The 24,557-nt window shown below is 68.6% G+C and carries 16 protein-coding genes; 10 read left to right on the forward strand and 6 right to left on the reverse strand.

Going from position 1 to position 24,557, the window contains the following annotated elements; translation table 11 throughout:
- Nucleotides 1-36 precede the first annotated feature (36 nt).
- The 4 genes from KEG57_RS35555 to KEG57_RS35570 all read right to left on the reverse strand — a co-directional run bounded on the left by KEG57_RS35555 (nucleotide 37) and on the right by KEG57_RS35570 (nucleotide 7,115).
- The gene (locus tag KEG57_RS35555; RefSeq protein ID WP_272426663.1) at nucleotides 37-3,231 is read right to left on the reverse strand and encodes an efflux RND transporter permease subunit; all 3,195 of its coding nucleotides are present in this window, start codon (nucleotides 3,229-3,231) and stop codon (nucleotides 37-39) included.
- Nucleotides 3,232-3,234: 3 nt separating this feature from the next.
- On the reverse strand, nucleotides 3,235-4,467 hold the full coding sequence (locus tag KEG57_RS35560; RefSeq protein ID WP_272426662.1) for an efflux RND transporter periplasmic adaptor subunit: 1,233 nt from the start codon (nucleotides 4,465-4,467) through the stop codon (nucleotides 3,235-3,237).
- On the reverse strand, nucleotides 4,464-5,153 hold the full coding sequence (locus KEG57_RS35565; RefSeq protein ID WP_272426661.1) for a TetR/AcrR family transcriptional regulator: 690 nt from the start codon (nucleotides 5,151-5,153) through the stop codon (nucleotides 4,464-4,466). Before KEG57_RS35565 ends, KEG57_RS35560 begins: the two co-directional genes overlap by 4 nt.
- 852 nt (nucleotides 5,154-6,005) lie before the next feature.
- Complete coding sequence (locus KEG57_RS35570; protein WP_272426660.1) at nucleotides 6,006-7,115, reverse strand: hypothetical protein; 1,110 nt, start codon at nucleotides 7,113-7,115, stop codon at nucleotides 6,006-6,008.
- A 112-nt stretch (nucleotides 7,116-7,227) separates the two neighbouring features.
- On the opposite strand from KEG57_RS35570, the gene KEG57_RS35575 reads away from it, so the two are divergent.
- The 10 genes from KEG57_RS35575 to KEG57_RS35620 all read left to right on the forward strand — a co-directional run bounded on the left by KEG57_RS35575 (nucleotide 7,228) and on the right by KEG57_RS35620 (nucleotide 20,803).
- A complete protein-coding gene (locus KEG57_RS35575) occupies nucleotides 7,228-7,923 on the forward strand; it encodes a TetR/AcrR family transcriptional regulator (protein WP_272426659.1) in 696 nt (231 codons plus the stop codon).
- Nucleotides 7,924-7,928: 5 nt separating this feature from the next.
- Nucleotides 7,929-9,116: an efflux RND transporter periplasmic adaptor subunit gene (locus KEG57_RS35580; protein ID WP_272426658.1), complete on the forward strand. Its 1,188-nt coding sequence runs from the start codon at nucleotides 7,929-7,931 to the stop codon at nucleotides 9,114-9,116.
- Between the two features lie 34 nt (nucleotides 9,117-9,150).
- The gene (locus KEG57_RS35585) at nucleotides 9,151-12,249 is read left to right on the forward strand and encodes an efflux RND transporter permease subunit (protein WP_272426657.1); all 3,099 of its coding nucleotides are present in this window, start codon (nucleotides 9,151-9,153) and stop codon (nucleotides 12,247-12,249) included.
- A gap of 97 nt (nucleotides 12,250-12,346) precedes the next feature.
- Complete coding sequence (locus tag KEG57_RS35590) at nucleotides 12,347-12,820, forward strand: pyridoxamine 5'-phosphate oxidase family protein (protein WP_272426656.1); 474 nt, start codon at nucleotides 12,347-12,349, stop codon at nucleotides 12,818-12,820.
- Nucleotides 12,821-12,990: 170 nt separating this feature from the next.
- Nucleotides 12,991-15,951, forward strand: coding sequence for an Ig-like domain-containing protein (locus KEG57_RS35595; protein WP_272426655.1), 2,961 nt, complete (start codon nucleotides 12,991-12,993; stop codon nucleotides 15,949-15,951).
- 123 nt (nucleotides 15,952-16,074) lie between these two features.
- Entirely contained in the window at nucleotides 16,075-17,088 is a 1,014-nt protein-coding gene (locus KEG57_RS35600; RefSeq protein WP_272426654.1) for a formylglycine-generating enzyme family protein, read from the forward strand.
- Nucleotides 17,073-17,876, forward strand: coding sequence for a formylglycine-generating enzyme family protein (locus KEG57_RS35605; RefSeq protein WP_272426653.1), 804 nt, complete (start codon nucleotides 17,073-17,075; stop codon nucleotides 17,874-17,876). The genes KEG57_RS35600 and KEG57_RS35605 overlap by 16 nt, the downstream gene beginning before the upstream one ends.
- Complete coding sequence (locus tag KEG57_RS35610; RefSeq protein ID WP_272426652.1) at nucleotides 17,873-18,865, forward strand: hypothetical protein; 993 nt, start codon at nucleotides 17,873-17,875, stop codon at nucleotides 18,863-18,865. Before KEG57_RS35605 ends, KEG57_RS35610 begins: the two co-directional genes overlap by 4 nt.
- Nucleotides 18,866-18,946: 81 nt before the next feature.
- Nucleotides 18,947-20,086: an SUMF1/EgtB/PvdO family nonheme iron enzyme gene (locus KEG57_RS35615; RefSeq protein WP_272426705.1), complete on the forward strand. Its 1,140-nt coding sequence runs from the start codon at nucleotides 18,947-18,949 to the stop codon at nucleotides 20,084-20,086.
- A 27-nt stretch (nucleotides 20,087-20,113) separates the two neighbouring features.
- Nucleotides 20,114-20,803 carry an SDR family oxidoreductase gene (locus tag KEG57_RS35620; RefSeq protein WP_272426651.1) on the forward strand — a complete coding sequence of 230 codons (690 nt, stop codon included), beginning with the start codon at nucleotides 20,114-20,116 and terminating at the stop codon, nucleotides 20,801-20,803.
- Here KEG57_RS35620 and KEG57_RS35625 read toward each other — a convergent pair whose 3' ends face one another.
- Nucleotides 20,804-23,767 carry a hypothetical protein gene (locus KEG57_RS35625; RefSeq protein WP_272426650.1) on the reverse strand — a complete coding sequence of 988 codons (2,964 nt, stop codon included), beginning with the start codon at nucleotides 23,765-23,767 and terminating at the stop codon, nucleotides 20,804-20,806.
- A 19-nt stretch (nucleotides 23,768-23,786) separates the two neighbouring features.
- Nucleotides 23,787-24,428 (reverse strand): S1 family peptidase, encoded by a 642-nt coding sequence (locus tag KEG57_RS35630; RefSeq protein ID WP_272426649.1) that lies wholly within the window; start codon nucleotides 24,426-24,428, stop codon nucleotides 23,787-23,789.
- Nucleotides 24,429-24,557 lie beyond the last annotated feature (129 nt).

Below are 24,557 nucleotides of genomic sequence, written 5' to 3' on the forward strand. Positions count from 1 at the left end.
GGATGGAGGAGAGGAGGCTCGAAGGCGGGAACTACGTCATTCCCCACCCGGCGCCGGGGCCGGATTGGGATCGGCGGTCGGGGCTTCGTCGTCGCTCGAGCCGAACTTGAACGTATTGCGCGCCCAGACCGAGAGGTCGTCGAAGAGCGAATACGCGACCGGCGTGGCGAGCAGGGTCAAGAGGAGCGCGAGCGACTGGCCGCCGATGATGACGAAGCCCGTCGCGCGGTTCGTGCCCGCGCCGGCGCCGCTGGAGGCGACGAGCGGGACCATGCCGGCCACGAACGCCGCCGTCGTCATCAGGATCGGGCGGAGACGATCCTTGTTCGCGAGCAGGATCGCTTCAAGACGCGGCAGCCCCGATTCGCGCAGCTTCAGCGTGTGATCGATCTGGAGAATCGAGTTCTTCTTCACGACGCCGAAGAGCACGAGGATGCCCAGCATCGAGAAGATGTTCAGCGATTGCCGGAAGATGATCACGCTGAGGATCGCGAACGGCACCGTCAGCGGCAGGCTGAGCAGGATCGTGATCGGGTGCAGCCACGACTCGAACTGCGCCGCGAGCACGAGGTACATGAAGATGAACGAGAGCAGGAACGCGAGACCGAAGTTCTTCGCCGCGCGGCCGAGCTCGCGGGACCGGCCCGTCGCGCTCGCCGAGTAGCCCGGCTCCATCCCGAGATCCTTCGCGGCCTTGTCGAGTGCCTCGATGACCGTGCGCTCCGAGAAGCCCTTCTGCAGGTTGCACATGAGCATGACCTGCCGCTGCCGGTTGTAGCGGTCGATCTTCGACGGGCCCGAGCCCTCCGTGAACGACACGAGGTTCTCCAGCGAGACCGTGCCGAGCCGCATCGAGGGCACCGTGAGCCGCTTGAGCCCCTCGACGTTCGAGCGGTAGCTCGGCACCGCGCGGACGTGGACCTCGTATTGCTCGCCCTTCTCGTTGTAGTTCGTCACCTCGTAGCCACCGACGAGCAGGCGCAGCGAGCTCGCGATGTCGGCGACGCTCACGCCGAGATCCGACGCCTTCTCGCGATCGATGTGCGCGCGAAGCTCGGGCTTGCCGAGGATGAGCGAGGTGTCGGCGTCGACGACGCCCGGCAGCGTCTTCATCTTGGCGAGCAGCGCCTCGGCGTAGGACGAGATCTTCGTCATGTCCGGGCCGGTGATCTGGTACATGACCGGGTAGTTCGCGCCGCCGCCCATCGAGTTCACGGGGCCGATCGAGATCCGGTAGTCCTTGCCGTACCTGGGCAAGAGCTCCGCGCGCGCCTTGTCGATGAGCTCCTGCTGCGAGAGCTTGCGCTCGTTCGCGGGGACGAGTTTTACGTAGAGGCTCGCGAGGTTCGGGGTCTTCTGCGCGTCGTCGCCGACGGTCGTGATCGCGTACGCGACGCCCTCGATCTTCTCGAGATCGCCGACGATACGCGTCGCGATGAGGCGCATCTCGTCGAGACTCGTGCCCTCGTTCGCGCGGATGCTCGCCTGGAACTGCGACTCGTCCTCGTCGGGGAGGAAGTTCGCGTTCGCCCGGCCCGCGAGGACCGGGATCGAGAAGAGCGCGACGACACACGAGACCACGATCACCCAGCGGTGCGACATCGACCAGCGGAGGATCCGGACGTAGAACCGCTCGATCGCCCCGTAGATCCCCGTCGACTCGCCGTGGCCGTGGCCGTGCCCATGGCTCGGGGCCGGGGCCGGGGTCGGGGTCGCGGCGGCCTTCTCTTGGCCGGCGCTCCCCTTCTTCACGTGCTTGCGCAGCCACCGCGCGCACATCATCGGCGTCAGGGTGAAGCTCACGAGGAGGCTCACCATGATCGAGAACGACATGGTCAAGCCGAACGAGCTCATGAAGCGGCCGACGATGCCGCCCATGAACGCGACCGGGAGGAAGACGGCGACGAGCGAGAGCGTCGTCGCGAGCACGGCGAGGCCGATCTCCTTCGTCCCGTTGATCGCGGCCTGCATGGGCCGCTCGTCGTTCTCCTCGATCCGCTTGAAGATGACCTCGAGGACCACGATCGCGTCGTCGATGACGATGCCGACGGCGAGCGTGAGGGCGAGGAGCGTGATCGAGTTCAGCGTGAAGCCCGCGGCGCGCATGATGCCGAAGGTGCTGATGACGCTCGTCGGGATGGCGACGGCCGCGATGATCGTCGAGCGGGCGTTGCCGAGGAACGCGAACACGATGAGCGCCGCGCAGAGGGCGCCGAGCACGAGGTGCTCCTTCACCGAGTGGATCGAGTTCTCGATGAACTCGGACTGATCGCGGGCAATGTCGATCGTGTAGCCCTGGGGCAGGCGCTTGCCGAGCTCCTCGAGGCGCTCCTTGACGGTGTTGACGACCTCGACCGTGTTCGTGCCGCTCTGCTTGCGGACGTTGAGCACGACCGTCGCGCGCTGGCCCTTGAAGCCCACGGACTCGGGCTCGGCCGTGCCGTCCTCGACCTCGCCGATGTCGCTCAGGCGCACGCCGTAGCCGTCACGCGTGGCCACCACGATCTCGCCCATCTCCCGGATCGACTCCACGCGGCCGCGCGTGCGGAGCGTGAGCTGGCGCGAGCCCTGCTCGACGCGCCCGCTCGGGAGCTCGATGTTCTGCGTCTTCAGCGCGCGCTCGACCTCGGGGCCCGAGATGCCGTACTTCTGGAGCTTCTCCGGGTCGATCCACACGTTGATCTGTCGCGGGCGACCGCCGATCAGCGTCACCTGGCCGACGCCGTTGATCGACTCGATCTGCCGGCGCACGGTCTTGTCCGCGATCTCCGTGACGTCACGCACGTTGCCCGGGCCCGAAAGCGCGAGCGTGAGGATCGGCGCGGCGTCCGGATCCATCTTCGCGATCACGGGCTGCTCGATGCCCGGCGGCAGCTCGTTGAGGACCGCGTTCACCTTGTCGCGGACCTCCTGCGAGGCGACGTCGACGTCCTTCTCCAGGACGAACGTCACGATGACCATGCTCACGCCCTCGGAGGAGGAGCTGCGGAGCTCGTCGATGCCGCTGATCGTGTTGACCGCGCTCTCGATCTTGTCGCTGATCTCCGTCTCGACCTCTTCAGGCGCCGAGCCCGGGAGGATCGTGGTGATCACGACGGCCGGGAAGTCGACCTTCGGGAAGCGATCGAGGCCGAGCTGCACATAGGAGAACAGCCCGACCACGGTCAGAATGAGCACGAGCACCGTCGCGAAGACGGGTCGTCGTACACAAATCGCTGCGAGCCATTGCATGGGTTACTTCGCTCCGGACGCGGGGGCGACGTTCACGTCGACGCCGTCCTGCAAAAGGTCGACTCGCTCGGTCGCGACCTCGTCGCTCGGGAGGACATTGCCGCGGATCTCGACCTCGCCGTCGATCTCGCGGCCAAGCGTGACGATGCGCTCGACGACGCGGTTGCCCGAACGAACGAAGACACGATTGGCGCTGCCGCTCGATCCGATGGCGGCGCGGGGGACGAAGAGCGCGTTCGTGTCGGCCTCGCCGAGCTCGACGTACGCGCGCGCGAAATAGCCGGGCTTGAGCAGGCCGTCGGCGTTCGCGACCTCGGCCTCGATCGGCAGCGTGCGCGACTGCGCCTTGAGGCTCGCGCCGACGCGCTTGACGAGGCCCTTGAAGGTCTTGCCCGGGTGCGCGGAGACGGTGAGCGTCACCTCCTTGCCAACGGTGACCTTCGACGCGTCCGTCTCCGGGACGTCGATGCGCAGCCGCAGCGTCTCGTCGCGCACGACGACGGCGACGACCTTGCCCATCGGCGCGAACTCGCCGACCGTGGCGCGGCGCTCGGCGACGGCGCCGTCGAAGGGCGCGCGGATGCTCGTGTCGGCGACCGATTTGCGCGCGAGGTTCGCCTGGGACTGCGCGGCCGCGAGGCCGGCCCAGCCTTGCGCCGCGCCGTTCAGCGCGGCCTCGTACTGGGCGCGCGCCTGCTCGGCGCGGGATCGCGCCTGATCCCACTGGGACGCGGCGACCGATCCACCCTCGTAGAGCTTCTTCGTCCGGTCGGCCTCGGACACGGCGAGGTCCATGCTCTCCTTCGCGGCGCGCACCTCGGCCACGTTGTTCGCATCGAACTTCTCGCCCCTCTTCACGCCGAGCTTGGCGAGCGCCTGGGCCGCGGACGCGTCGGCGGCCTGGGCGCGGAGGGCGGGATCGCTGCTGTCGAGCTGCACGAGGATGTCGCCCTTCTTCACGCGCGTTCCCACGTCGATCACGACCTTCGTGACGATGCCGGAGGTCGCGGCGGCGACCTCGCTGGTCTCGTCGGCGGCGAGCGTGCCGGTCAGCTCGAGCGTGGGCGACAGCTTGCGCTCGGTGACCTTCGCGAACTTCACCGCCGGCGCGGGCTCGGCGGTGGCGCTCTCCGCGGGTTTTGCCTTCTGCTCGGCGCTCTTTCGTGCGCACGACGGCGTGAACGAAAGGAGCAGCGCAAGCGCGGCGACGTACGCGGATTGATCAAGACGCATCATCGTTCTCCAAGATCGTTTTCATCACGCGGGCGCCCGGTGCGATCGGCCCGGCCCGCGCCGTTCAAATAGAGGTCCACGAGAAGCGAAGCCTCGGCTTCGAGGTCGGGGTGGCTCTGCTCCATGAGCATGCCGATGGAGGAAGAGCGGATCAGGCCGCCGAGCGCGCGCGCGAGCGGCACCGGATCCATCGGCCGGAGCGCGCCGGACTGGAGCCCTTCGTTCACGAGCGCGAGCATCGTGGCGCGGAGTTTTTCGAAGTGCTCCACGGCCTTGTCCTTGAGGATGCTCGACGCCGAGGCCGTGCCCTTCGCGAAGAGCCCGCAGTCGAGGGCCACCTGATGGAAGTCGCGGTGCGCCTCGACAAACTGGAGCGTGCGGATGACGCAGCACGTCAGTTTCTGCTCAAAGGGCTCGGGATCGGTGGGCTGCGGCCGGAGGTTGTCGATCATCTGATCGAGCCGCACCTCGAGCAGCGCATGGAGCACGTCTTCTTTCTGCTCGAAGTGGTTGTAGACGGTGCCGACGGCGATCCGCGCGTGGTCGGCGATGTCCTGGATGCGCGCGCCGTGGAAGCCCTGCTTGGCGAAGACGTGCTCGGCGGCGTCGAGGATCGCGTTGCGGAAGAGCGCCTTGGCCTCGTCACGGCGACGTGGAAGCGTTGTTCGTCGATCGGACGAGTTGCTCACGGGATGAACCGTCGCTCATCTTTTGAACGTGCGCAACGACCGTTCGTAACAAATGTGGGGATCTCGGGGGGTGGCTCACGGTCCGTGGCCATCAAGACGTGTAGCGCCACCGTCGAGCGCGTAGTGCAGGTCACGTCAACTCAACGAGTCCGAGTCCCGCGCGCTCGAACGCGCCGCACCCGGCACGCCGACCGCGCAGGACCCGTCGTCGAGGTCACCCTCGACGGTGCTCGTTCAGGGGGAGAGCACGGCAGCAGCGGTTGGTGACATCGAGGCCGATACCGCGGGCGAGTGGCTCGACGTCAGGCGACCTCGATCCCAAGAGCTACGTGGTGGACGGACGAGCGGCAGCGACGGGCGCATTTCGCCCCGTGGCTTGCCGAATCCGTCTCAGGGGGGAGGCGTTCATGAAGTTCCTGAAGATCGCAGCACTGCTTTTGGCCGCCGCCGCGCCGGTGGCATTCGGGGGTACGGCGTACGCGGACGAGTCGGTGAACGACGCGCTCACGATCGCAAGCGAGGAGAGCACGCCCGAGGAGTCCACGACTGCGGAGGCGGAAGACGCGCTCGCGGCTGATATGGGGTGCCCCTCCAACCCGTGGCTGTGCATGAGGCATTGTCAGTCGGTGCGTCCCGGCTCGCGGGGGAAGTGTGTTGGACCGGGTCGCTCCAAGTGCGTTTGCCAAGGAGGCTGGCCCCGCCCCCCCCACTGAGCTCATGGGCTAGCCGAGTCCGCTAGGCTCATTCCCACGACAAGAGCTCGGGTACGGCCATCCTGCCCGAGGTGCCAACGCGGAACAGCGGGCGACCGGCTCGACGTCGGATCGCTCGTGCCGGCATACCGAGAGGTAGTTAACGATTGAGGGCCTTGTTGCGCCTCCTCCGAGCGCGTCGCGAGACCCAGCCCAGCACGACGAGCCCGAGCCCCGCAGCGCCGGAGGGCGCCCCGCCCGGCACGCCGACCGCGCAGGACCCGTCGTCGCCGCTGCTGCCGCCGCCACCACCACTTCCGCTTCCGCCGGCGCCTCCGCTTCCGCCGCCGCTTCCGCTTCCGCTTCCGCCGGTGCCGCCGCTTCCGCCAGCGCCACCGCTTCCGCCTCCGCCAGCGCCGCCGCTTCCGCCTTCGTCACAGACGCCGCCGGGGTGGACGTCGGCCGCGGTCCACATCGGCTCGTCGGGGGGCCACTGCGAGGTGCCCGGCGGGTCGACGCGCACGTGGCAGGGCGACGAAACCACCCACGATCCGCCCTTGTTTCCTGCGGCGTCATGCGTCGTCACGCGGAACTTGAAGGCCGTCGCCGGCTCGGCGCCTTGGAGCTCCAGGGCGAGCTTCTGGAACCGGATCATGCTGCCCGCGCGCACCGATCGCTCGAATGCGAGGTCCTGCATCGCCGCGTCGCGGAACGCCTCGACACGCCACACCTCGGGCGCCGCCCCCGCCTCCGGCGCGTCCGTGTCGACGTGCAGAAAATACGCGAGATCACTGTCGATCTGGCAATCGCCGCCGCTCGACTTGAAATCGGGGTAGTCGTAGACGTTGAAGAGCAGGCTCTTCACCGGCGCGGGCGACGTCGTGTCCGGCGCGCTTGCCGTGAACGCAATTGATTTGGGTTCACACGTCACGTCCGGGGTGCAGAAGTTGCCGCTCACCTTCACGACCTGGCCGAGCGACGGGGTCGGGTCGATACGCACGGCGAACCCGCCGAGCCCGGTGAGCACGGCGTCCCCGGTTGGCACGAACGACGCGGGGTTTCCATCGACCGTGACCGTGACGGCGTCGAGCGAGATCGAATGACCCCAAAAGAATAATGCAGCGTTGGCGGGGTACGTTGCCCCGCTCTCGGGGATGTGGTTGGAAAGGCCCGGCAAGGGCGGTGGGCAGGCGCGGGCAGGCTGCGAGGCAGCGGGGATCAGCGCGACGGCCGCCACAAGAGCAAGCGACAAACGGGGGAGCACACGCATGGAGAGCCTCCTCGAAGAAGCAAGGACGCCCCATCGTAGCGCGGTCGCGATGGGGGTCCGAGTCCTCTTGACCGGAAAGGGGCATCCCCCCATAGTGACCCACCGGTCAGGAATGCCTCGTATCGCCGATCCACGCGCGCGTATCGACCTCTTACGAGCCGCTGAAGCAATCTTCGCGGAGAACGGCCTCGCCGCGGCCAAGGTCGAAGACATCACCATCCGAGCAGGCGTCTCGAAGGGCGCCTTTTACCTGCATTTCAAGAGCAAACAGGACTGCTTCCGGCAGATCGTGGAGGGCGTGGTCGCGCGGCTCTCGGCGTGCATCGAGGCGGCGCGCTTCGACGAGTGCGCGCCGCCCGAGAGCATGGAGGCGCTGTTCGAAGGACGGCTCGCGCACGTCGTCGACTTGCTCGAATTTTGCTGGCAAAACCGCGGGATCCTGGGGATGATCCTCACGGGCGGCGGCGGGACGCCCTACGCGTACCTGATGGACGCGTTCGCCGAGCGCATCGAGCGGCAAGCCGAGACCTGGCTGCGGCACGGCGTGGAGGTGGGGCTTTATCGCGACGACATCGAGCCGGCGATCGTCGCACGGCTCGTCGCGGGCACGCACGAGCGGCTGGTGCGCGAGATCATCAAGCAGCCGCGGCGCCCGGACATCGAAAGCTGGGCGCGTCAAGCGCAGGATTTGCTCGCGCGCGGGCTCTTCTCTGCCGCGTCGAGTGCGGTAGTTGACCGGACGGTCACGAAGAACCGGGAGCGGGACGAACGTCCGCGAGAACCCAGGGCGAGAGCGAAGACAGGATGAGCACCGTGGCAACGACGGGTACGACGAAAAAGTTTGGCGCGGGCAAGCTGATTGCCCTCGTGATCGTGCTGGGCACCGGGGGTCTGATCGGCGTCCGGGTCAAGGCCAAGATGGACCAGAAAAAGGCCATCGAGGCGCAATCGGCCGTCACGGCCGAGCACGCCGCGGCGCCGGGAAATGCGGCCGCGCCGCCGAAGGTGACAGCACACGGCGGCACGCTGATCGCGAAGCCCGAGCCGATGCGCTGGCAGCCGAGGGTCGCCGTGACGGGCACGCTCGAGCCGATTCAGCAGGCCGACGTGGGCTTCAAAGCAGGCGGGCGGCTGCTCGCGATCAAGGCGAAGATCGGCGACGTCGTGAAGCCGGGGCAGGTCCTCGGCGTGGTCGACGCGGCGGAGGCCTCGGCGCAGGCGAACGTGGCGCAGACGGGCGTACGCGTGGCGGAGATCTCGCTCGAAATGGCGAAGGACGCGCAAAAACGCTCGGATACGCTCTACCAGCAGAGCGCGGTGCCCGAGGCGGAGAAGACGACGTCGACGCAGCGGGCGCTGCTCGCGGCGGCGCAGCTCGAACAGGCGCGCGCGCAGGCGCGGCTCGCCTCGGTGTCGGTGGGCAATGCGACGCTCGTGGCGCCCTTCGGCGGGCTCGTGACGCGCGCGCCGAACGGCATCGGCAAGATCGTCGCGCCGGGCGAGCCGCTCTATCACGTCGAGGACACGTCGGTGCTCAAGCTCGCGGCTTCGGTCTCCGAGAACGACGCGAACGTCTTCGAGGTCGGCGCCGCGGTGTCAATCGATGGCGCGCCGAAGGCCACGGGCAAGGTGACGGCGGTGCTCGGCTCGCTCGATCCGCAGACGCGCAGGGTGCCGGTGATCGCGGAGATCCCGAACGGGCCCGAGGTCGGGCTGCTCTCGGGATCATTCGTCCGCGCGCAGATCGTGGCCGCGGAGACGATCGAGGTGCTCAGGCTCCCTGCTTCGGCGCTTCGGCCCGGGGCGCAGGACGAGATCGTCGTCGTGCAGGACGGCAAGGCGCACATCGTGCGGGTCTCGTTCACGATCGCGCCCGACGGCTCGCTGTACGTGCGCAAGGGGCTCGAGGCTGGGGCGTCCGTCGTGGCGAACCCGAGCCCCGAGGTGAAGGAAGGCGAAGCGCTCAATCTCGGACCCGCGGCGCCGGCGCCCGCGAAGTGATCGGCTCCCATTTCCAGGCGAACGAGGACCTCTCATGAACCTCTCGGCGATCGCCATCAAGCGCCCCGTTTTCACGGTGATGGTCGCGGTGGCGCTGCTCGTGCTCGGCATCGTGGGCTACAAGCGCCTCGGCACGGATCTGTTCCCGGACGTCTCTTTCCCCGTCGCCAGCGTCACGATCGTCTATCCGGGCGCGAGCCCGGCGGAGATCGAGACGCAGATCTCGAAGCCCATCGAGGACGCGGTCGTGTCGCTGAATGGCATCGACCGCGTGCGCACGTTCTCGCGGGAAGGCGTGTCGACCACGGTCGTGATCTTCAAGCTCGACGTGGACATCCAGGAGGCCGCGCAGCTCGTACGCGAGCGCGTGGCGCAGGCCCGCTTCAAGCTGCCCAAGGACATCGAAGAGCCCGTGATCTCGCGCCTCGACACGGGCGCGGCGCCGGTGCTCATCTACACGCTCCGCGGCAAACGATCGCTGAGCCAGATCCGGAATTTTGCCGATGACGTGATCCGGCCGTCCCTCGAGCAGGTCGACGGCGTGGCGGCGGTGAACATCCGCGGCGGCGCCGAGCGCGAGGTGAAGGTGCTCCTGGATCGGGCGCGGATCGACGCGCTCGGCGTGCAGCCCGCGCAGATCGTGGCGGCGATCAAGGGCGCGAACCTGACGGTGCCCGCGGGGCGCTACGAGCAGGGGACGCGCGAGATCAGCGTGCGCGCGATGGGCGAGCTCGAAGCGGTGGATACGCTGCGTGATCTCGTGGTCTCGATGGCCCGCGACGGCTCGTCGGTGCGCCTGCGGGACGTGGCCGACGTGCAGGACGGCTTCGAGGACATGCGTACGCGTATCCGCGTGAACAACGAGGAAGCCGTCGCCTTCGAGGTCGTCAAGCAGAGCGGCCGCAACACGGTCGAGATCTGCGAGGGCGTGCGGAAGAAGCTCGCGACGCTGGAGAAGACGTTCCCCGAGGATCTCAAGACGTCGCTGATCATGGATCAGTCGACGTTCATCCAGGAGAACGCGCACGAGGTGCAGATCGCCATCTGGTTCGGCGGCGCGATGGCGATTCTGATCATCCTGATCTTCATGCTCGATCTGCGCTCGACGCTCATCAGCGCGGTCGCGCTGCCGACGAGCGTCGTGGCGACGTTCTTCCTGATGTACGTGCTCGGCTTCACGCTGAACATGATGACGCTGCTCGGCCTTTCCTTGGCGATCGGCCTGCTCATCGACGACGCGGTCGTGGTGCGCGAGAACATCTTCAAGCACCTGGAGCGCGGCGAACCACCCATGGAAGCGGCGCTGAACGGCACAAAAGAGATCGCGCTCAGCGTGCTCGCGACGACGCTGACGATCGTGGCGGTCTTCGTGCCGGTGGCGTTCATGGGCGGCATCGTGGGCCAGTTCTTCCGTCAATTCGGGCTCACTGTCTCGGGCGCGGTGCTCGTGTCGCTCTTCGTGGCCTTCACGCTCGATCCGATGCTCTCGTCGCGGTTCTCGAAATCGCTCGAGCACGGGGCCAAGGATCCATTCGCCTGGCTCAAGCGGCCGTTCGAGTGGGTCTTTCGCGCGATGGACGACAGCTACCGCGACGTCCTCGGCTGGGTCGTGAAGCACAAGCTCGTGGTCGGGCTCGTCGCGTTCGGCACGCTGATCGGCTCGGGGCAGCTCATGGCGCTCATGGGCTCGGACTTCGTCAACCCTGAGGATCGCGGGGAGATGATGGTCGAGATCGAGCTGCCGGCGGGGACGTCGCTCGACGAGCTCGCCACGCAATCGCTCGAAGCGGAGAAGAAGCTGCTCGCGCACCCGCAGCTCAGGACGCTCTACGTGACGCTCGGGCCGAACGGCGAGGTGAACAAGGCGCACTACCGCATCCTGACGACGAAAAAACACGAGCGGGCGGTGCCGCTCGACGCCATCAAGGACGACGTGCGCGCGATTGCGAAGGCCGTGCCCGGCGCGAACGTGGTCATCACGGAGCCCGAGTTCGTGGAGGGCGCGGGCGTGCAGGCGCCCATCATGATCAACGTGCGGGGCGAGTCGTACGACGACATCCGCGCGCTGGCCGATCAGGTCGCGGGCGTTCTCCAGACCACGGCGGGCGTGACGGACGTGCAGGTGAAGTTCTCCCCCGGCAGGCCCGAAATGCGCGTGAAGGTGGACCGGCAGCGCGCGGCCGATCAGGGCATCAGCGTGGCGCAGGTCGCGATGACGCTGCGCACCGCGATCGAGGGCGAGGAGGCGAGCAAGCTCCGCCAGGGTAAGGACGAGGTGCCGATCCGCGTGCAGATGCGCGAGGAGGACCGGGCTTCGCCGGCCGAGCTTTCGCGGCTGACGTTGTGGTCGCCGCGAGGCGCGGTCGCGCTCTCGGACATCGCGCGGCTCGAAATGGGCGAGGGCCCGCAGGTGATCGAGCGCGAGGATCGGCAGCGTCAGATCGCCGTGTGGGCGACGCCGCGTGGCCGCTCGCTCGGCGAGATCGTGGGCGAACTCACGCCACGGATCGACGCGCTGCAGAAGCCGAAGGGCACGTCACTCACCTACGACGGGCAGATCGAGCAGATGAACGACACGAACTCGTCGATGGGGACGGCGCTCCTGCTCGCAATCATCTTCATCTACCTCGTGCTCGCGTCGCAGTTCGAGAGCTTCATCCACCCGCTGACGATCATGATGACCCTGCCGCTCGCGCTCGTCGGCGCGATCCTGGGGCTCTTCCTGATGGATACGTCGATGGCCATGGGCGCGATGATCGGGATCATCTTGCTCATGGGCCTGGTCACGAAAAACGCGATCTTGCTCGTCGACCGGGCGATCGTGCGCGTGCGCGAGAACAACGAGACGCCGCTGCAGGCCATCCTGGAGGCCGGCCCGGAGCGGCTCCGCCCGATCCTGATGACGAGCGCAGCGATGGTGCTCGGCATGCTGCCGACTGCGATCTCGAACGGCGAGGGCAGCGAGTTCCGCGCGCCGATGGCCATCGCGGTCATCGGCGGCGTCGTGAGCTCGACGTTGCTCTCGCTTGTCGTGATCCCTGCCCTGTACCTCGCCATCGAGAATGCGAAGGCGTGGCTGCGGGCGCGCGGCATCGTGAAAGGCGACGCCGAGCCCGCCCCGGCCGCCGAGTGAGCAAGCGGGGCCCACGCGGCCCCGCTTGTTGACGTCATTGCACCAGAGCCCCAAGGAGCCCGCTGCCCTGCCTGCGAGGGAGGAGGCGCGCGCTCTCATGGTCGGCAAGCTCAGCCCAGACGAGATTGAACGGGTCCTTGGGACCCAAATGATCGCCCACCTCGGCTGCCATGCGGGCGGCCGAACCTACGTCGTGCCCATCACGTACGCGTACGAAGACGACTACGTCTACAGCCACACGAGTGAGGGCCTGAAGCTCGCGATGATGCGCGAAAACCCGGAGGTCTGCGTCGAGGTCGAGAAGATCGACGGACCCGCGCATTGGCGCAGCGTGATCGCGTGGGGCACGTTCGAGGAGCTCACGGGACGGGATGCCGCGCATGCGCTGCAGGTCCTCCTCGAGCGTTATTTCTCGCGCGAGGCGAGCGAGACGGCGCGTGGCCCGCTTGGCCCGCATCGTCAGGGCGCGGTTCACCCGGACGCACACCTTTATCGCATCCACCTCACCGAAAAAACCGGGCGGTTCGAGGACGGCGCGCGAAAACACCCGCGACCCACCCTCGTCCGTTAAGTTCGTCACATCAAACCACCGCCAAAAACCTGGCTCTGCGCAGGTTTCACCGGGAACATGTGGGGGTTCGTCCTCGTGCGTGACGTTCGGGTGAAGCCGCCCGGGCCGTCTCTGGTTTTGCGTTCGTCCCGACCGGCCTCCGTGGTAGACGCGGTACGGAGGGACAAAAGATGCGCAGGACCACGAAGCTGACCTTGATGGCATTCGCCATCCTTTCCACCGGTACGGGGTGTGAGATCATCGCGGCGGTGGATCGGAGCCAGATCGACCAGTCGCCGGGCGCCGGCACGGGAGGGACCGGCGGCACTGGCGGGATGGGCCCCGGCTCGGGCGGCATGGGTGGCACCGGCGGCATGGGCGGCGTCGGCGGCATCGGCGGTATGGGCGGAGTCGGCGGCATGGGTGGTACCGGCGGCATGGGCGGCGTCGGCGGCATCGGTGGTATGGGCGGCGCCGGCGGTATGGGCGGCGTCGGTGGTATGGGCGGCGTCGGTGGTATGGGCGGCGCCGGCGGGATGGGCGGCGTCGGCGGGATGGGCGGCGCCGGCGGGATGGGTGGCGCCGGTGGCGGCAGCGCGCAGTGTACCGTTCCTGCAGATTGTCCTCCCACGGGGAACGAATGCATCGTCGCCACCTGCGACGCAGGGATGTGCGGCACGGCGTTCGCGAATGCCGGCACGCAGGTCGCGACCCAGCAGGACGGCAATTGCAAGGTCGATCAGTGTGACGGCGCCGGGAACGTGGTCAGCGTCGACGACGACGCCGACCTGCCCGACGACAACAACGAGTGCACGAGCGACGCCTGCTCGGGCGGCACGCCGACCTACACGAACCTGATGTCCGGCACGGCGTGCGGCGCCGGCATGAACCTGTTCTGCAACGGAATGGGCGCGTGCGTCGGCTGCGTGAGCCCGGACGATTGCCAGGGAGCGGACACGGCCTGCCAGACCCGCACCTGCACGGCGGGGGCTTGCGGCGTCAATAACGCCGCGCAAGGGACCGCCGCGGGCGATCCGACGGACGGCGATTGCAAGCGTGATGAGTGCGACGGCAATGGCAACATCGTGGCCGTGGACGACGCCACCGATCTGCCGGCCGACGACGCCAATGCATGCACGGTGGCGGCGTGTGATCCGACGAACGGGCCGGTTCAGAATCCGGTCAGCGTCAACGACAATGACGCTTGCACGGCGGACGCCTGCGATCCGATCAGCGGCGTCTCCCACACGCCCGTCGGCATCGACGACAACACCGTGTGCACCACGGACGCCTGTGATCCGGCGACCGGCGTCTCGCACACACCCGTCAACATCGACGACAACAACGCTTGCACGGCCGACGCCTGTGATCCGGTGAACGGCGTCTCCCACACGAATCTTCCGTCGGGCACGGATTGCGGCAATGGCAATCAGTGCAATGGCATGGGCCAGTGTGTCGGGTGCACCACGGCGGCGGATTGCCCCGGCCAGGTCACGGAGTGTGGCGCGCCGGTCTGCAATACAGGCGTCTGCGGCATGACGTACGCGCCCTCGGGCACGCCGGTCGCGACGCAGGTGCCCGGCGATTGCACAGCGGCCGTCTGCGACGGGATGGGCAGCACGACGACCGCGATCGACAATAGCGACCTGCCGATCGACGGCAACGATTGCACGCTCGACAGCTGCAACAACGGAACGCCGACGCACACGCCCCTGAGCGCGGGCACGCCGTGCAACCAGAATGGCGGCACGCAATGCGACGCCAATGGGATGTGCGTCGCGCCGGCGGCGCCGACGGTCACGGGGACGACGCCGGCGGACGGGGCGCTCGATGTCCCGGTGGGCTCGACGATCGCCGTCACGTTCAGCACCGCCATGAACCCGGCCACGCTGACCGCGACGACCGAGACCGGGGCCTGCACGGGGTCGATCCAGATCTCGACGGACGACTTTGCCTCGTGCCTCGGATTCGCGTCGGCCGCGCCGACGATGAGCATGGGCAACACGGTCGCGACGCTTGCGCCTGCACCGACGCTCTCGTACTTCACGGCGTACAAGATCCGCGTGACGACGGGGGCGCAGAATGCATCGGGCACGCCGCTCGCCACCAATTACACGTCGGTGGACGGTTTTTTGACGGCGGAGCCAACGACGACCTCGTGCACGGGCTCGGTCGTGATCAGCCAGGTGTACGGCGGCGGTGGATCCACGAATGCACCTTATACCCATGATTTCGTGGAGCTCCACAACCGCGGCTCGTCGACCGTGAGCGTCGCGGGCTGGACCGTCCAGTATGCGGCCGCGGCGGGGACGAGCTGGCAAACGGTGGCCCTGACGGGTTCGATCCCCGCGGGTGGCTATTACCTGGTTCAATTCGGATCGAGCGGCGCGGTCGGCAACCCGCTGCCCACGGCCCAGGCGACGAGCGCAACGAACATCGGCCAGAGTGCCGGCAAGGTGGCCCTCGTCAACACGACCACGGCCCTCTCGGGTGCCAATCCGACGGGCGCGCAAATTCAGGACCTCGTGGGTTACGGGACGACCGCGACCGGCTACGAGGGGACAGGGCCGACGCCGGCGCCGTCCGTTTCGCTCGCCGTCGTGCGAGCCGGCGCCGGGTGCACGGACACGAACCAGAATGCGACCGATTTCTCGACGGCCGCGCCTGCGCCCCGCAACTCCGCGACCGCCGCGCTCGTCTGCACCTGCCCTCTCGTAGGCGCGATCAACGAGTCGGCCGACCCGACGGAAATGGATTATTGCAGCGTCCAGTTCCCGGCGAGTGCCACCGTGTCCGCCGGTCAAATGAGCCCGACGATCTACGGCCGCGTCTACGAGACCGGCTTCACGGATGCGGCCGGCGCGAACGCCGCCATCGTGGCCGAGCTCGGGGTCGGCCCTGCGAACGTCAACCCGACCACGCAGAGCGGGTTCACGTTCGTACCGGCGACGTTCAACATCCAGGTGGGTAACGACGACGAATACCAGGCCTCCTTCAGCGCGCCCGCCACGCCCGGCTCCTACCGTTACGTCTATCGCTTCAGCCGCACCGCCGGGTCGAGCTGGACCTATTGCGACCTCAATGGCGCCGGCTCGAACCCCGGCCTCTCCTTCGAGGTCACCGAGCTCCCGGTCCTCAGCGTCACGCCCTGACGCCCCGCCTTCCCGACGAGGGCCCCACGCGGGCCCTCCTTCCTCCGGACGAGCCCTTCTCGCCGCGTCTCCGATGGGGTATCCATCGACCTTCGTCGTATGCTTCCGCAGCGCGAGGGATCGATGCGCAGAGACCTTCTCCGCCGTGCCGTGCTCCTGGGCTTTGCCACCCTGCCCGTCGCCGTCGCGGCGAGCCAGTTCGCCGCGGGTTGCGGCTCCAAAGAGCCCCCCGACGTCATTGGACAACCTAGCTCGTCGTCTTCCTCGACCGGCTCCGGCGGTAACGGCGGAAACGGAGGCACCGGCGCCGCGAGCTCGGTCACCTCGGGCACGGGCGGCGCCGGCACGGGCGGCACAGGAAACGGAGGCACGGGCGGCGCCGGCGGCATGGCCGGCGCGGGAGGCATGGGCGGCGCAGCGAGCTCCAGCAGCAGCGGGATGTTCATCGACGACGCGGGCGCGAAGACATGCCCCTCCATCGCGAACACGCCGGCCATGGTCGCGGTGCCCGGCTGGGACGGGAAGGCCTATTGCATCGATGCCACCGAGGTGACGAACGCACAGTATGCGACCTGGCTCGAAACTGGCCCGAACGTCGCGAACCAGAACTCGGTGTGCGCCTCGAATCTCTCTTTCACGCCTTCCACCGGCGCCCCGCCGAAGGACGATTACCCGGTCGGATCCGTCGACTGGTGTGACGCCTTCGCGTATTGCAAGGGCGTGGGCAAGCGCCTTTGCGGCCGCATCGGCGGCGGCCCGGCGCCGTATTTCGCGGACGACGACGCCTCGCGAAACCAATGGTACAGCGCGTGCAGCCACGGCGGCACGCAAGGCTACCCCTATGGACAGGCGTACGATGCGAATGCCTGCAACGTGAAGGACGCCGCCTATGGCGCGGTCCTGCCCGTGGGCACGCTTCCAGGCTGCGAGGGCGGGTTCGAGGGGCTCGTCGACATGAGCGGGAATGTGTGGGAATGGGAGGATTCGTGTATCCCTGGGGACAGCGGCGTGGATCTCTGCCGTCGCCGCGGCGGATCGTTTTCGAGCTCGGCCGACAACGTCGATTGTGACGTCGCGAGCTCGCGTCCGCGGGACGCCGCTGAGGCGAATACGGGCTTCCGATGCTGCGCCGATTGAGCTTCGCGGTGTCCGGGCTCGGGCTCGTCGTCGCCGCCTCCGGCTGTGACGGCGGGACGGAATCGAGCGGCGGGACGACAGGCAGTTTCGTGGACGACGCAGGCGCCTTGACGTGCCCGGACGTACCCGGGACCCCGCCGATGATCGCGCTCGGCGGCTGGGACGGCCGGGCCTATTGCATCGACACGATCGAGGTGACGAACGCGCATTATGCCGCGTGGCTGGAGACGTCCCCGGACACGAGCGGGCAGCGCCCCGATTGCGCCGGGGACACCACGTTCGTCCCTCCGTCCGGGCCGCCGCCGAAGAACGACTATCCCGTCGCGAACGTGGATTTCTGCGACGCGCTCGCCTTCTGCGCGGCCTTTGGCAAGCGCCTCTGCGGGCGCCTCACCGGCGGGCCCACGCCTTATTTCGGGCACGACGATCCCGCGCAGAGCCAGTGGCACAGCGCCTGCACGCACGGTGGCGCGAAACCATTCCCCTACGGATCGACGTACGATTCGAACGCGTGCAACGGCGCCGACGCGAAGTACGGGGCGCCGCTCGTCGCGTTCGCGCTCCCGGGCTGCGGCGGCGGTTCGTCCGGGCTCGTCGATATGAGCGGCAACGTGTGGGAATGGGAAGACGCCTGCATTCCGGGCGACGGCGGCGTCCCCGAATGCCGTCGGCGCGGCGGATCGTTTTCGAGCTCGGCGAAATACATGAGCTGCGACGCGAGGAGCTCGCGGCCCATCGACGCCGCCGAGGACAACACGGGCTTTCGCTGCTGCGCGGACGGCTCATGAGCCGGGCCGTCGTTCCCGTCCTGCTCGCATGTGCGGCCGGTTGTGGCGGCGGCGAAGCGACCCCGCCTCCACGCGCGGCGGTCACGCGGCCCGCGCGCCCCCCAAAAGCGCAGCATGATCGGGCACACGCCGAGCCGAGCGACGCGGAGGACGACGAAACATCCGCCTGGCGGCCCGGTCGATTCATGACCCAGGCCGTCGGACGCGTGACGGGCGCGGCGCAACGATTCGAAAAACAATCGAGCTTCGGCTTCGACGAGGACGCCTCCTGCGTGCTCGGCGCCTTCCTCGAAAATGGCCGCGAGGTCTCGGTCACGCGCCCGCTTCGGGCCGGCGTGAGGTACGTGATCCTCGGCGGAGGCTCGGACGGCGTGGAAGATCTCGACCTCGCCGTGGAGAGCCCCGAAGGAAAAATCGTCGCGGCCGATACGATGGACGACGCGCAGCCTGTCGTCGAGCTCACGCCGAAGGCGGAGGGCAAATACCGCATTCGCCTGGGGAACGCGAAAAAAGGCGAAGGCGGCGGGTTTGGCGTGGTCGCGATCATGCGCGAGGGAGGCCTATCGATCCCGGTGAACCGTTTCGTCGAGTCCTTCGGCCGCACCCTCTCGAATGCGGCGCAGGCCTCGCACCTCGTCGCGCGACGGATGAAGGGCTCGCAGGGCCTCGCGTTCCACGCCGACGGCGAGTGGTCGTTCTTCGGGACGATCCTCGCGGAGGAGGAGAACATCCAGACGGGCGGGCTCGAGCTCGAAGCGCCGCTCAGCGTGATCCTCGCGGGCGCCGATCGTCTGGCCGACGACGTCAATCTGGAGGTCCTCGACGCGACGACGAACGAGATCGCCGGCCGCGACGAGGCCGACGACGCGGCGCCCGTCGTCGCGCTCGAACCCACGAAAGGGCACAAGTACAAGGTCTCGGTCGCGAACGTGAAGGCCCGCGGGACCTCGCTCGTGACGATGCTCGTCCTCGACCTCGACGTCCCGTGACGAGCGGCGCGGCTCGGGCTATAGCTTGCCCGCTGTGGCGCCGGGGAAGACGACCGCGCCGCCCACGCGTCTTTCGTGACCATGTCGCCCCTGCTCGATTCCTCGATCCGCCGCGCCGCCCCCGCGCTCCTCGCTCTGGCCCTCGCCGCGTGCTCGTCCCCCGAGACCGGCGAGAACGAAGCCGCTCCGGCCTCGTCCCTCCCCTCCCCGTCCGCGTCCGCTGCCGCCGCGCCCACGCCGTCCGGAAGTGAGCCCGCGCCGCCCGCGCCGAAGGTATTCGCGCCCCTGCCGCCGCTACCGGAGGAAGAGCTCTATCCGGACACGATCGAGGAGCAACGCGAGGCGCTCTTCCGGCGCATGGTCTCGATGCTCCACGTCACGGACGAGCAAATGGCCGCGGTGCGCGCCATTTTCCAGCGCTCGTCGGTGCTCGGCCAGGGCAACCCCAAGGTCACGAAATACCCGATGACCCGCAAAGAATGCCGCGAGGCGCGGAACACGGCCGGGGGGTTCGAGCAGGACGAACCCGCGTGCGGCGCGCCGTTCATGACGCCGATCTACGACGCGCTCGCCGGCGAAAAGGAGGCGGACGCGCGCGTCTGCATCGACCGGTACGAATTCCCCGGCATTCCGTGCGAGCACCCGATCACCGGCCCGAGCGCGAAGGAGGCGGCCGAGCTCTGCGCGGCCATCGGAAAGAGGCTCTGCGACGCGCACGAATGGGAGGGCGCGTGCGCCGGCGCCGTGCACGCGCCGGAGGTCGAGTATTCGTTCGGCAAGGCGCGCAAGGAATCGAAGGACCTGCACAACCGCGATCGAGAGATCGTCTGGGCGTACGGCCGCGAGAAGGACCATTCGAAGTGCGCGACGAAGAGCCGCAAGACGAAGGGGTGCACGTCGAGCGGATGGAAGCGCTGCGGGACGAACACGTTCCCGGCCGGATCGTTCCCGGAGTGCAAGAGCTCGTTCGGCGTGTACGATCAGCATGGGAACGTGGCTGAGCACATGAACTTACCGCTCCGCCCCGAGGAGATGACGAGCCGCGGCGGCACGGGCCAGACCGAGATGAAAGGGAGCTGGTTCATCTTCTCGGACTTCGAGGCGCACCCGGACGATTGCCGGTGGCGCGCGCCCGACTGGCACGGCACGCGCGTGACCGATCCCAACAGCCACGGCAATTACCACCTCGGATTCCGTTGCTGCAAATCGACCGGGAAATGACGGAGAAGCCGTGCTAGACCCCACGCCATGCGAGTCGTAATCACTGGAGCGAACCGGGGCATCGGCCTCGAGCTCGCCCGTAGGTATCTGGAGCGCGGCGACCATGTGGACGCCGGTGTCCGAAACCCTGAATCCGCCCACGATCTCGCCGCGCTCGGCCAGGGCGCGGGCGGGCGGCTGCGCGTCCTCGCCTGCGACGTCGTGGACGACGCGAGCGTGCGGGCCTTTGCCGCCGCGCTCGGCGATGTGCCCGTGGACGTGCTCATCAACAACGCGGGCGTCATGGGCAAGTGGCTTTCGCTCGCGGACCTCGATTTCCGGGACGTGACGCAGACCTTCGACACGAATGCGGTGGGGACGCTGCGCGTCACGTCGGCGCTGCTCCCCCACCTCCGGCGGAGCTCGGTGCGCAAGGTCGTGAACATGTCGAGCCGCATGGGCTCGATCGCCGAGAATACGGACGGCGGTGCGTACGCCTATCGCATGTCGAAGGCGGGGCTGAACATGGCGACCAAGTCGATGTCGATCGACCTGCGCGGCGAGGATTTCACGGTGGTCTCCCTCCACCCGGACTGGGTGAAGACCGATATGGGCGGGCCGAACGCGCCGATGTCCGTCGAGGAGTCGGCAGCGGGCATCCTCAAGCTCGTCGATCGCCTCTCCCGCGCCGAATCGGGCGGGTTTTACCATTTCCGCGGCGATCCCATTCCGTGGTGATCATTCCGCGGATCGACCTGTAAAGAGATCGAATAGCGTGACGTCCACGCTCGCGGCCACGCCGAGCTGCAAGGCGTGCGCGCCCGGCATGCTGAGCCCGGACTCCCACGCGCGGAGCCCGGGCCGAAGCACACCGTATACGCCGATGTTGAAGGGGCTGTCGAACAGGCCCGCGCGCAGGTACAGGCCGGGCGAAAGCAACGTGAGGACCTGCGCCCCGGGCAGACGGCCGGCCTGCTCGACGTCGTATTGCAGGTAGGCTGCCGGATCGATCAACGAAATGAATGCGCCGAGGTTGTAATCGCCGCGGCCGGTCGCGAAATCGAGGCCGATCGGCATGGCCAGAGTCGGCGCGACGACGTGCGGCACGCCGCCGCGCTCGGTGGTGGTCCCGTAGGTGCCGAAGCGCAGCTCGCCGCCGACGAACATGCCCGGGAATGCGCCGAGCGAAATCGTGGTGACGCCGGGCGTGTTTTTCCGTCGCCAGCCGCCGATGGGCATGGCGGCCGCGTCGAGGGCCTCGGCGATGCGCGAGGGGTCGGACTCGAAGGCGATCGTCGCGAAGAGGCCGCTGTGGCGGGCGATGGCGTCGAGGGGGCGGCACGGCCCCTTCCCCGCGGCGCAGAGCTTCTTGCATTCCTCGTCCGTGCACATGCGCTCGAGCTCGGCGCGCGCGGCCCCGACGACCCGCGCGACGACCCGGCCCCAATCTTCGGCGAGCGCCGCTTCGAGGGTCTCGAGGCTCACCACGAGGCGCGCGAGCTCGGCCCGCGCCGCGGCGAAGCTCGGGGAGATTTCGCCGGGCGAACAGGTGGCGGCCTTGCAGAGGCCGGGGAACGAGACGGCCTCGGAGAGCTGCTCGCCGGCCGCGACGAAGGCGAGGGCGAGGTCGAGCGACGCGCGGGCAAGGACGATGGACGCGCGCTGGAGGGCGAAGGAATTCGTTTGGCTTGCCAACCGTGAGGTATCGCGGGCGTACGCTTCGAGGGCCCGTACGATCTCGCCGATCTTCTTTCCGTCGACGTCGACGCCGATCTGGAGGGCCGGCGGGTTCACGAGCTTGGGATCGACCGTGGCCCGGAGCGCCTCGGCGGCGGCGCGATAGGCCTCGAAGGCGGTGAGGACGGCGCTCCAGCGGGCCCCCAGTTCGACCGCGGGAAGACGCACGTACTTCGACCAGCGCACGATCGTCGAGAGTTTTTCGAGCGGCGCGGCAGCTTCGAGCGCCGAGACGAGGGCCGCGTCCACGTCGCCCGAGGCGGCCGGGTCTTTCCGGTGACATGCGTGGGATCCGATTGCGTCGGGGCTTTCGGAGAACGCGGGGCAATCCTTCCGGGAAAAACCTCGGCCGACGAGCGTGAAACACGCGGGCGACGTGGTGAGCGCGGCGAGCAGGAGCGCCTCTGTCTCCTCGGCTCGGCCGGGGCGGGTCTGGCGGACGAGCTCGCCATACTCCTGGAAGACGTGCGGGAGGGACGCGGCGCACGCCGCGATCTCGAGGCGCTGGCTGAAGAGCTTGCGCGGGGTATTGCGGAAGATGCGATATCCGTTCGCGCGATCGAGCTCGTCGCCGAAATGCGAGAGGCTCAGGGCGGCATTCGCGCCGGTCGAGAGGTCCGAGGCGAGCTTCGACGCGGCCCCGCGCACGCGTACTTCCGCGCCGCACACGAGCTGCCGCTGGGCGCGGGCCTGGCAGGTGACGCGGTCGGGCGCGCCAGCGTCGCAAATCACCGGGGCGGAGGGGTCCTCCGCGCAAGAAAAAAGGTTCCCGCCGAGCTTCACGTCTGCCCACAACGAGGCGCCGAAGCCGAGGCCGAGGGCGACGCCGGGCCAGTTCTTCACGTCGGAGGCGACGGCGCCGCGGAGCGCGCCGAGCAGGCTCTCGCCGCCGCCATATTGCGCGAAATCGAGGCGGCGCGTGGAGAGCGCGCAGGTCGTGGGGAGCCAGAAGGACCGGATCTCCCGGTACGAATCCCCCGGCGTGCCGGCGGGCGTCATCGCGGGGCCGCAGGCGTCGTCGTGCAATCGCTCGAGGAACCACACGAGCGCCTCGCGCCGGGCCCGGTCGCCGACGAGGTTCGCGAGCGCGCGCACGCCGACGTCGAGTGTGCCGGCCGTGAAAGCGGCGACCTCGAGGCCGGTGTGCTGGACGGTGAAGACACGCGTCGCCGCGGAGGGGATTTCGAGAATGGGGTATCTGCGGGCGAGGAGTGGGTCGGCCTCGCCGATCTCGGCGAGGGAAAACACGCTTCGATCCGCGAGGACGATCCGGATCGGCTCGAATTTACGCGTCACGTACCGCGCGACCGCCTCGACACCGCGTTGGTCCGCAATGACGGCCGCATTCGCGAGCGTAGGCGCCGAAAAAGCGCAAAGGTTGACCGGAGACGCGGCCGTGTCCCCGCCGGCGCAAAGTTCGGCGCAGAGCTCGGTCCGCAGGCCCGTGAGATTCCGCGCGGGCTCGTCGAGCCTCCCCGCGACGTCCCGCCGCGCGGCGTCCTCGAGGGCCTTCCGCTCGCGTTTCGCGGCCTCCAGCGCCGCGATCGTACGAGCATCGAACGGTTTCGCAGAGACCTCTTGCTCGAGCTTCTTTTGCCGCGCTTCGACGGCCTCGATGCCCTTTTGCTGGGCCACGAGGCGCGCCGCGGCCTTTTCGAGCGCGGGTTTCGGATCGTCGGTCGCCGGCGCGGCGCAGGTGGCCCGCAAAGCACGCGCGAACGAGGCAAGGGATTCGACGCGGCCCACGTGAACCTGAATGGGATCGCCCGCGTCGCCCTGGGGCGCGGTCGCAATCGCCGCGGGGGACGTCACGGGCGGCGCGACGGGCGCCGGGGTCGGGGAAGGCGTGGGCTGATCCGAGGGGACGACGACGGGCGTGACCTGGGCGCTCGCCTCCGCGAGCGGAAGCAAGGCCGAAAGCGCGAGCCCGAATCCGACGATCGATGGTTGGGTCCTCGTCCTCATGGCGTCTCTTTGCAGGCAATCAAGCGCAACCCATCGCGGCTTCCATGCTGGCGAGCACCGACGGGGCGGCGAGGGCCTGAGCCCGTGCGCCTCCATTCGGGGCAGGTCCGAGGTAAATGCCGACGACCGCCGTGGGCGGCCCCTCGCCGACGACGGCGACCACGGGCCCGCCGCTCATGCCGATGCGGCCCTGGCGATCGAGCAGGACCTTCCCCTCGCTCGGCCGCGCCTTCGCCGGCACGACCAGAGGCGCGCGCGGCGCCTCGCTCCCGAGCGGATACCCCCATATCTGGCCGGCCACGAACGCGTCGAGCGTGGCCATGCGCAGCGCGCTCGTGCACCGCGCGTTCACGCGGACGATGGCCACGTCGTCGGCCGCGACGCCGCCCGACGGATACGCGACGGCGACGGCCTCGAGTTCGACCCAGCGTCCGCCGGCGAGGACGCGCACCGAGACCTCCGCGGGCGCCGCGCCGTCCGCCAGCGCGACGACGTGCCGCGCCGTGACGATCGAGGAGAGCCAGTCCGCGATGAAGAACCCCGTGCCCGAAGCCGCCCAGGTCTTGCCGAAACGCGCGCGGATCCGGACGACCGGGCCGTCGAGCCGAGGCTCGACTTGCTCGGCGGTCGCAGCCCGGAGCTTCTGCGCGACGAGGCTCATGAGCCCCGCCCCTGAACGAGGGTGCCTTCGCGATGGGGAGAGCGGGGCGAGGCGTGGAGCACACCTCATCTTAACGCGCCTCGGCCCGGATGGGGCGTTTGCTGCGAACGGTGGAGATGGTGACCGGGC

The organism is Polyangium jinanense (assembly GCF_028435365.1).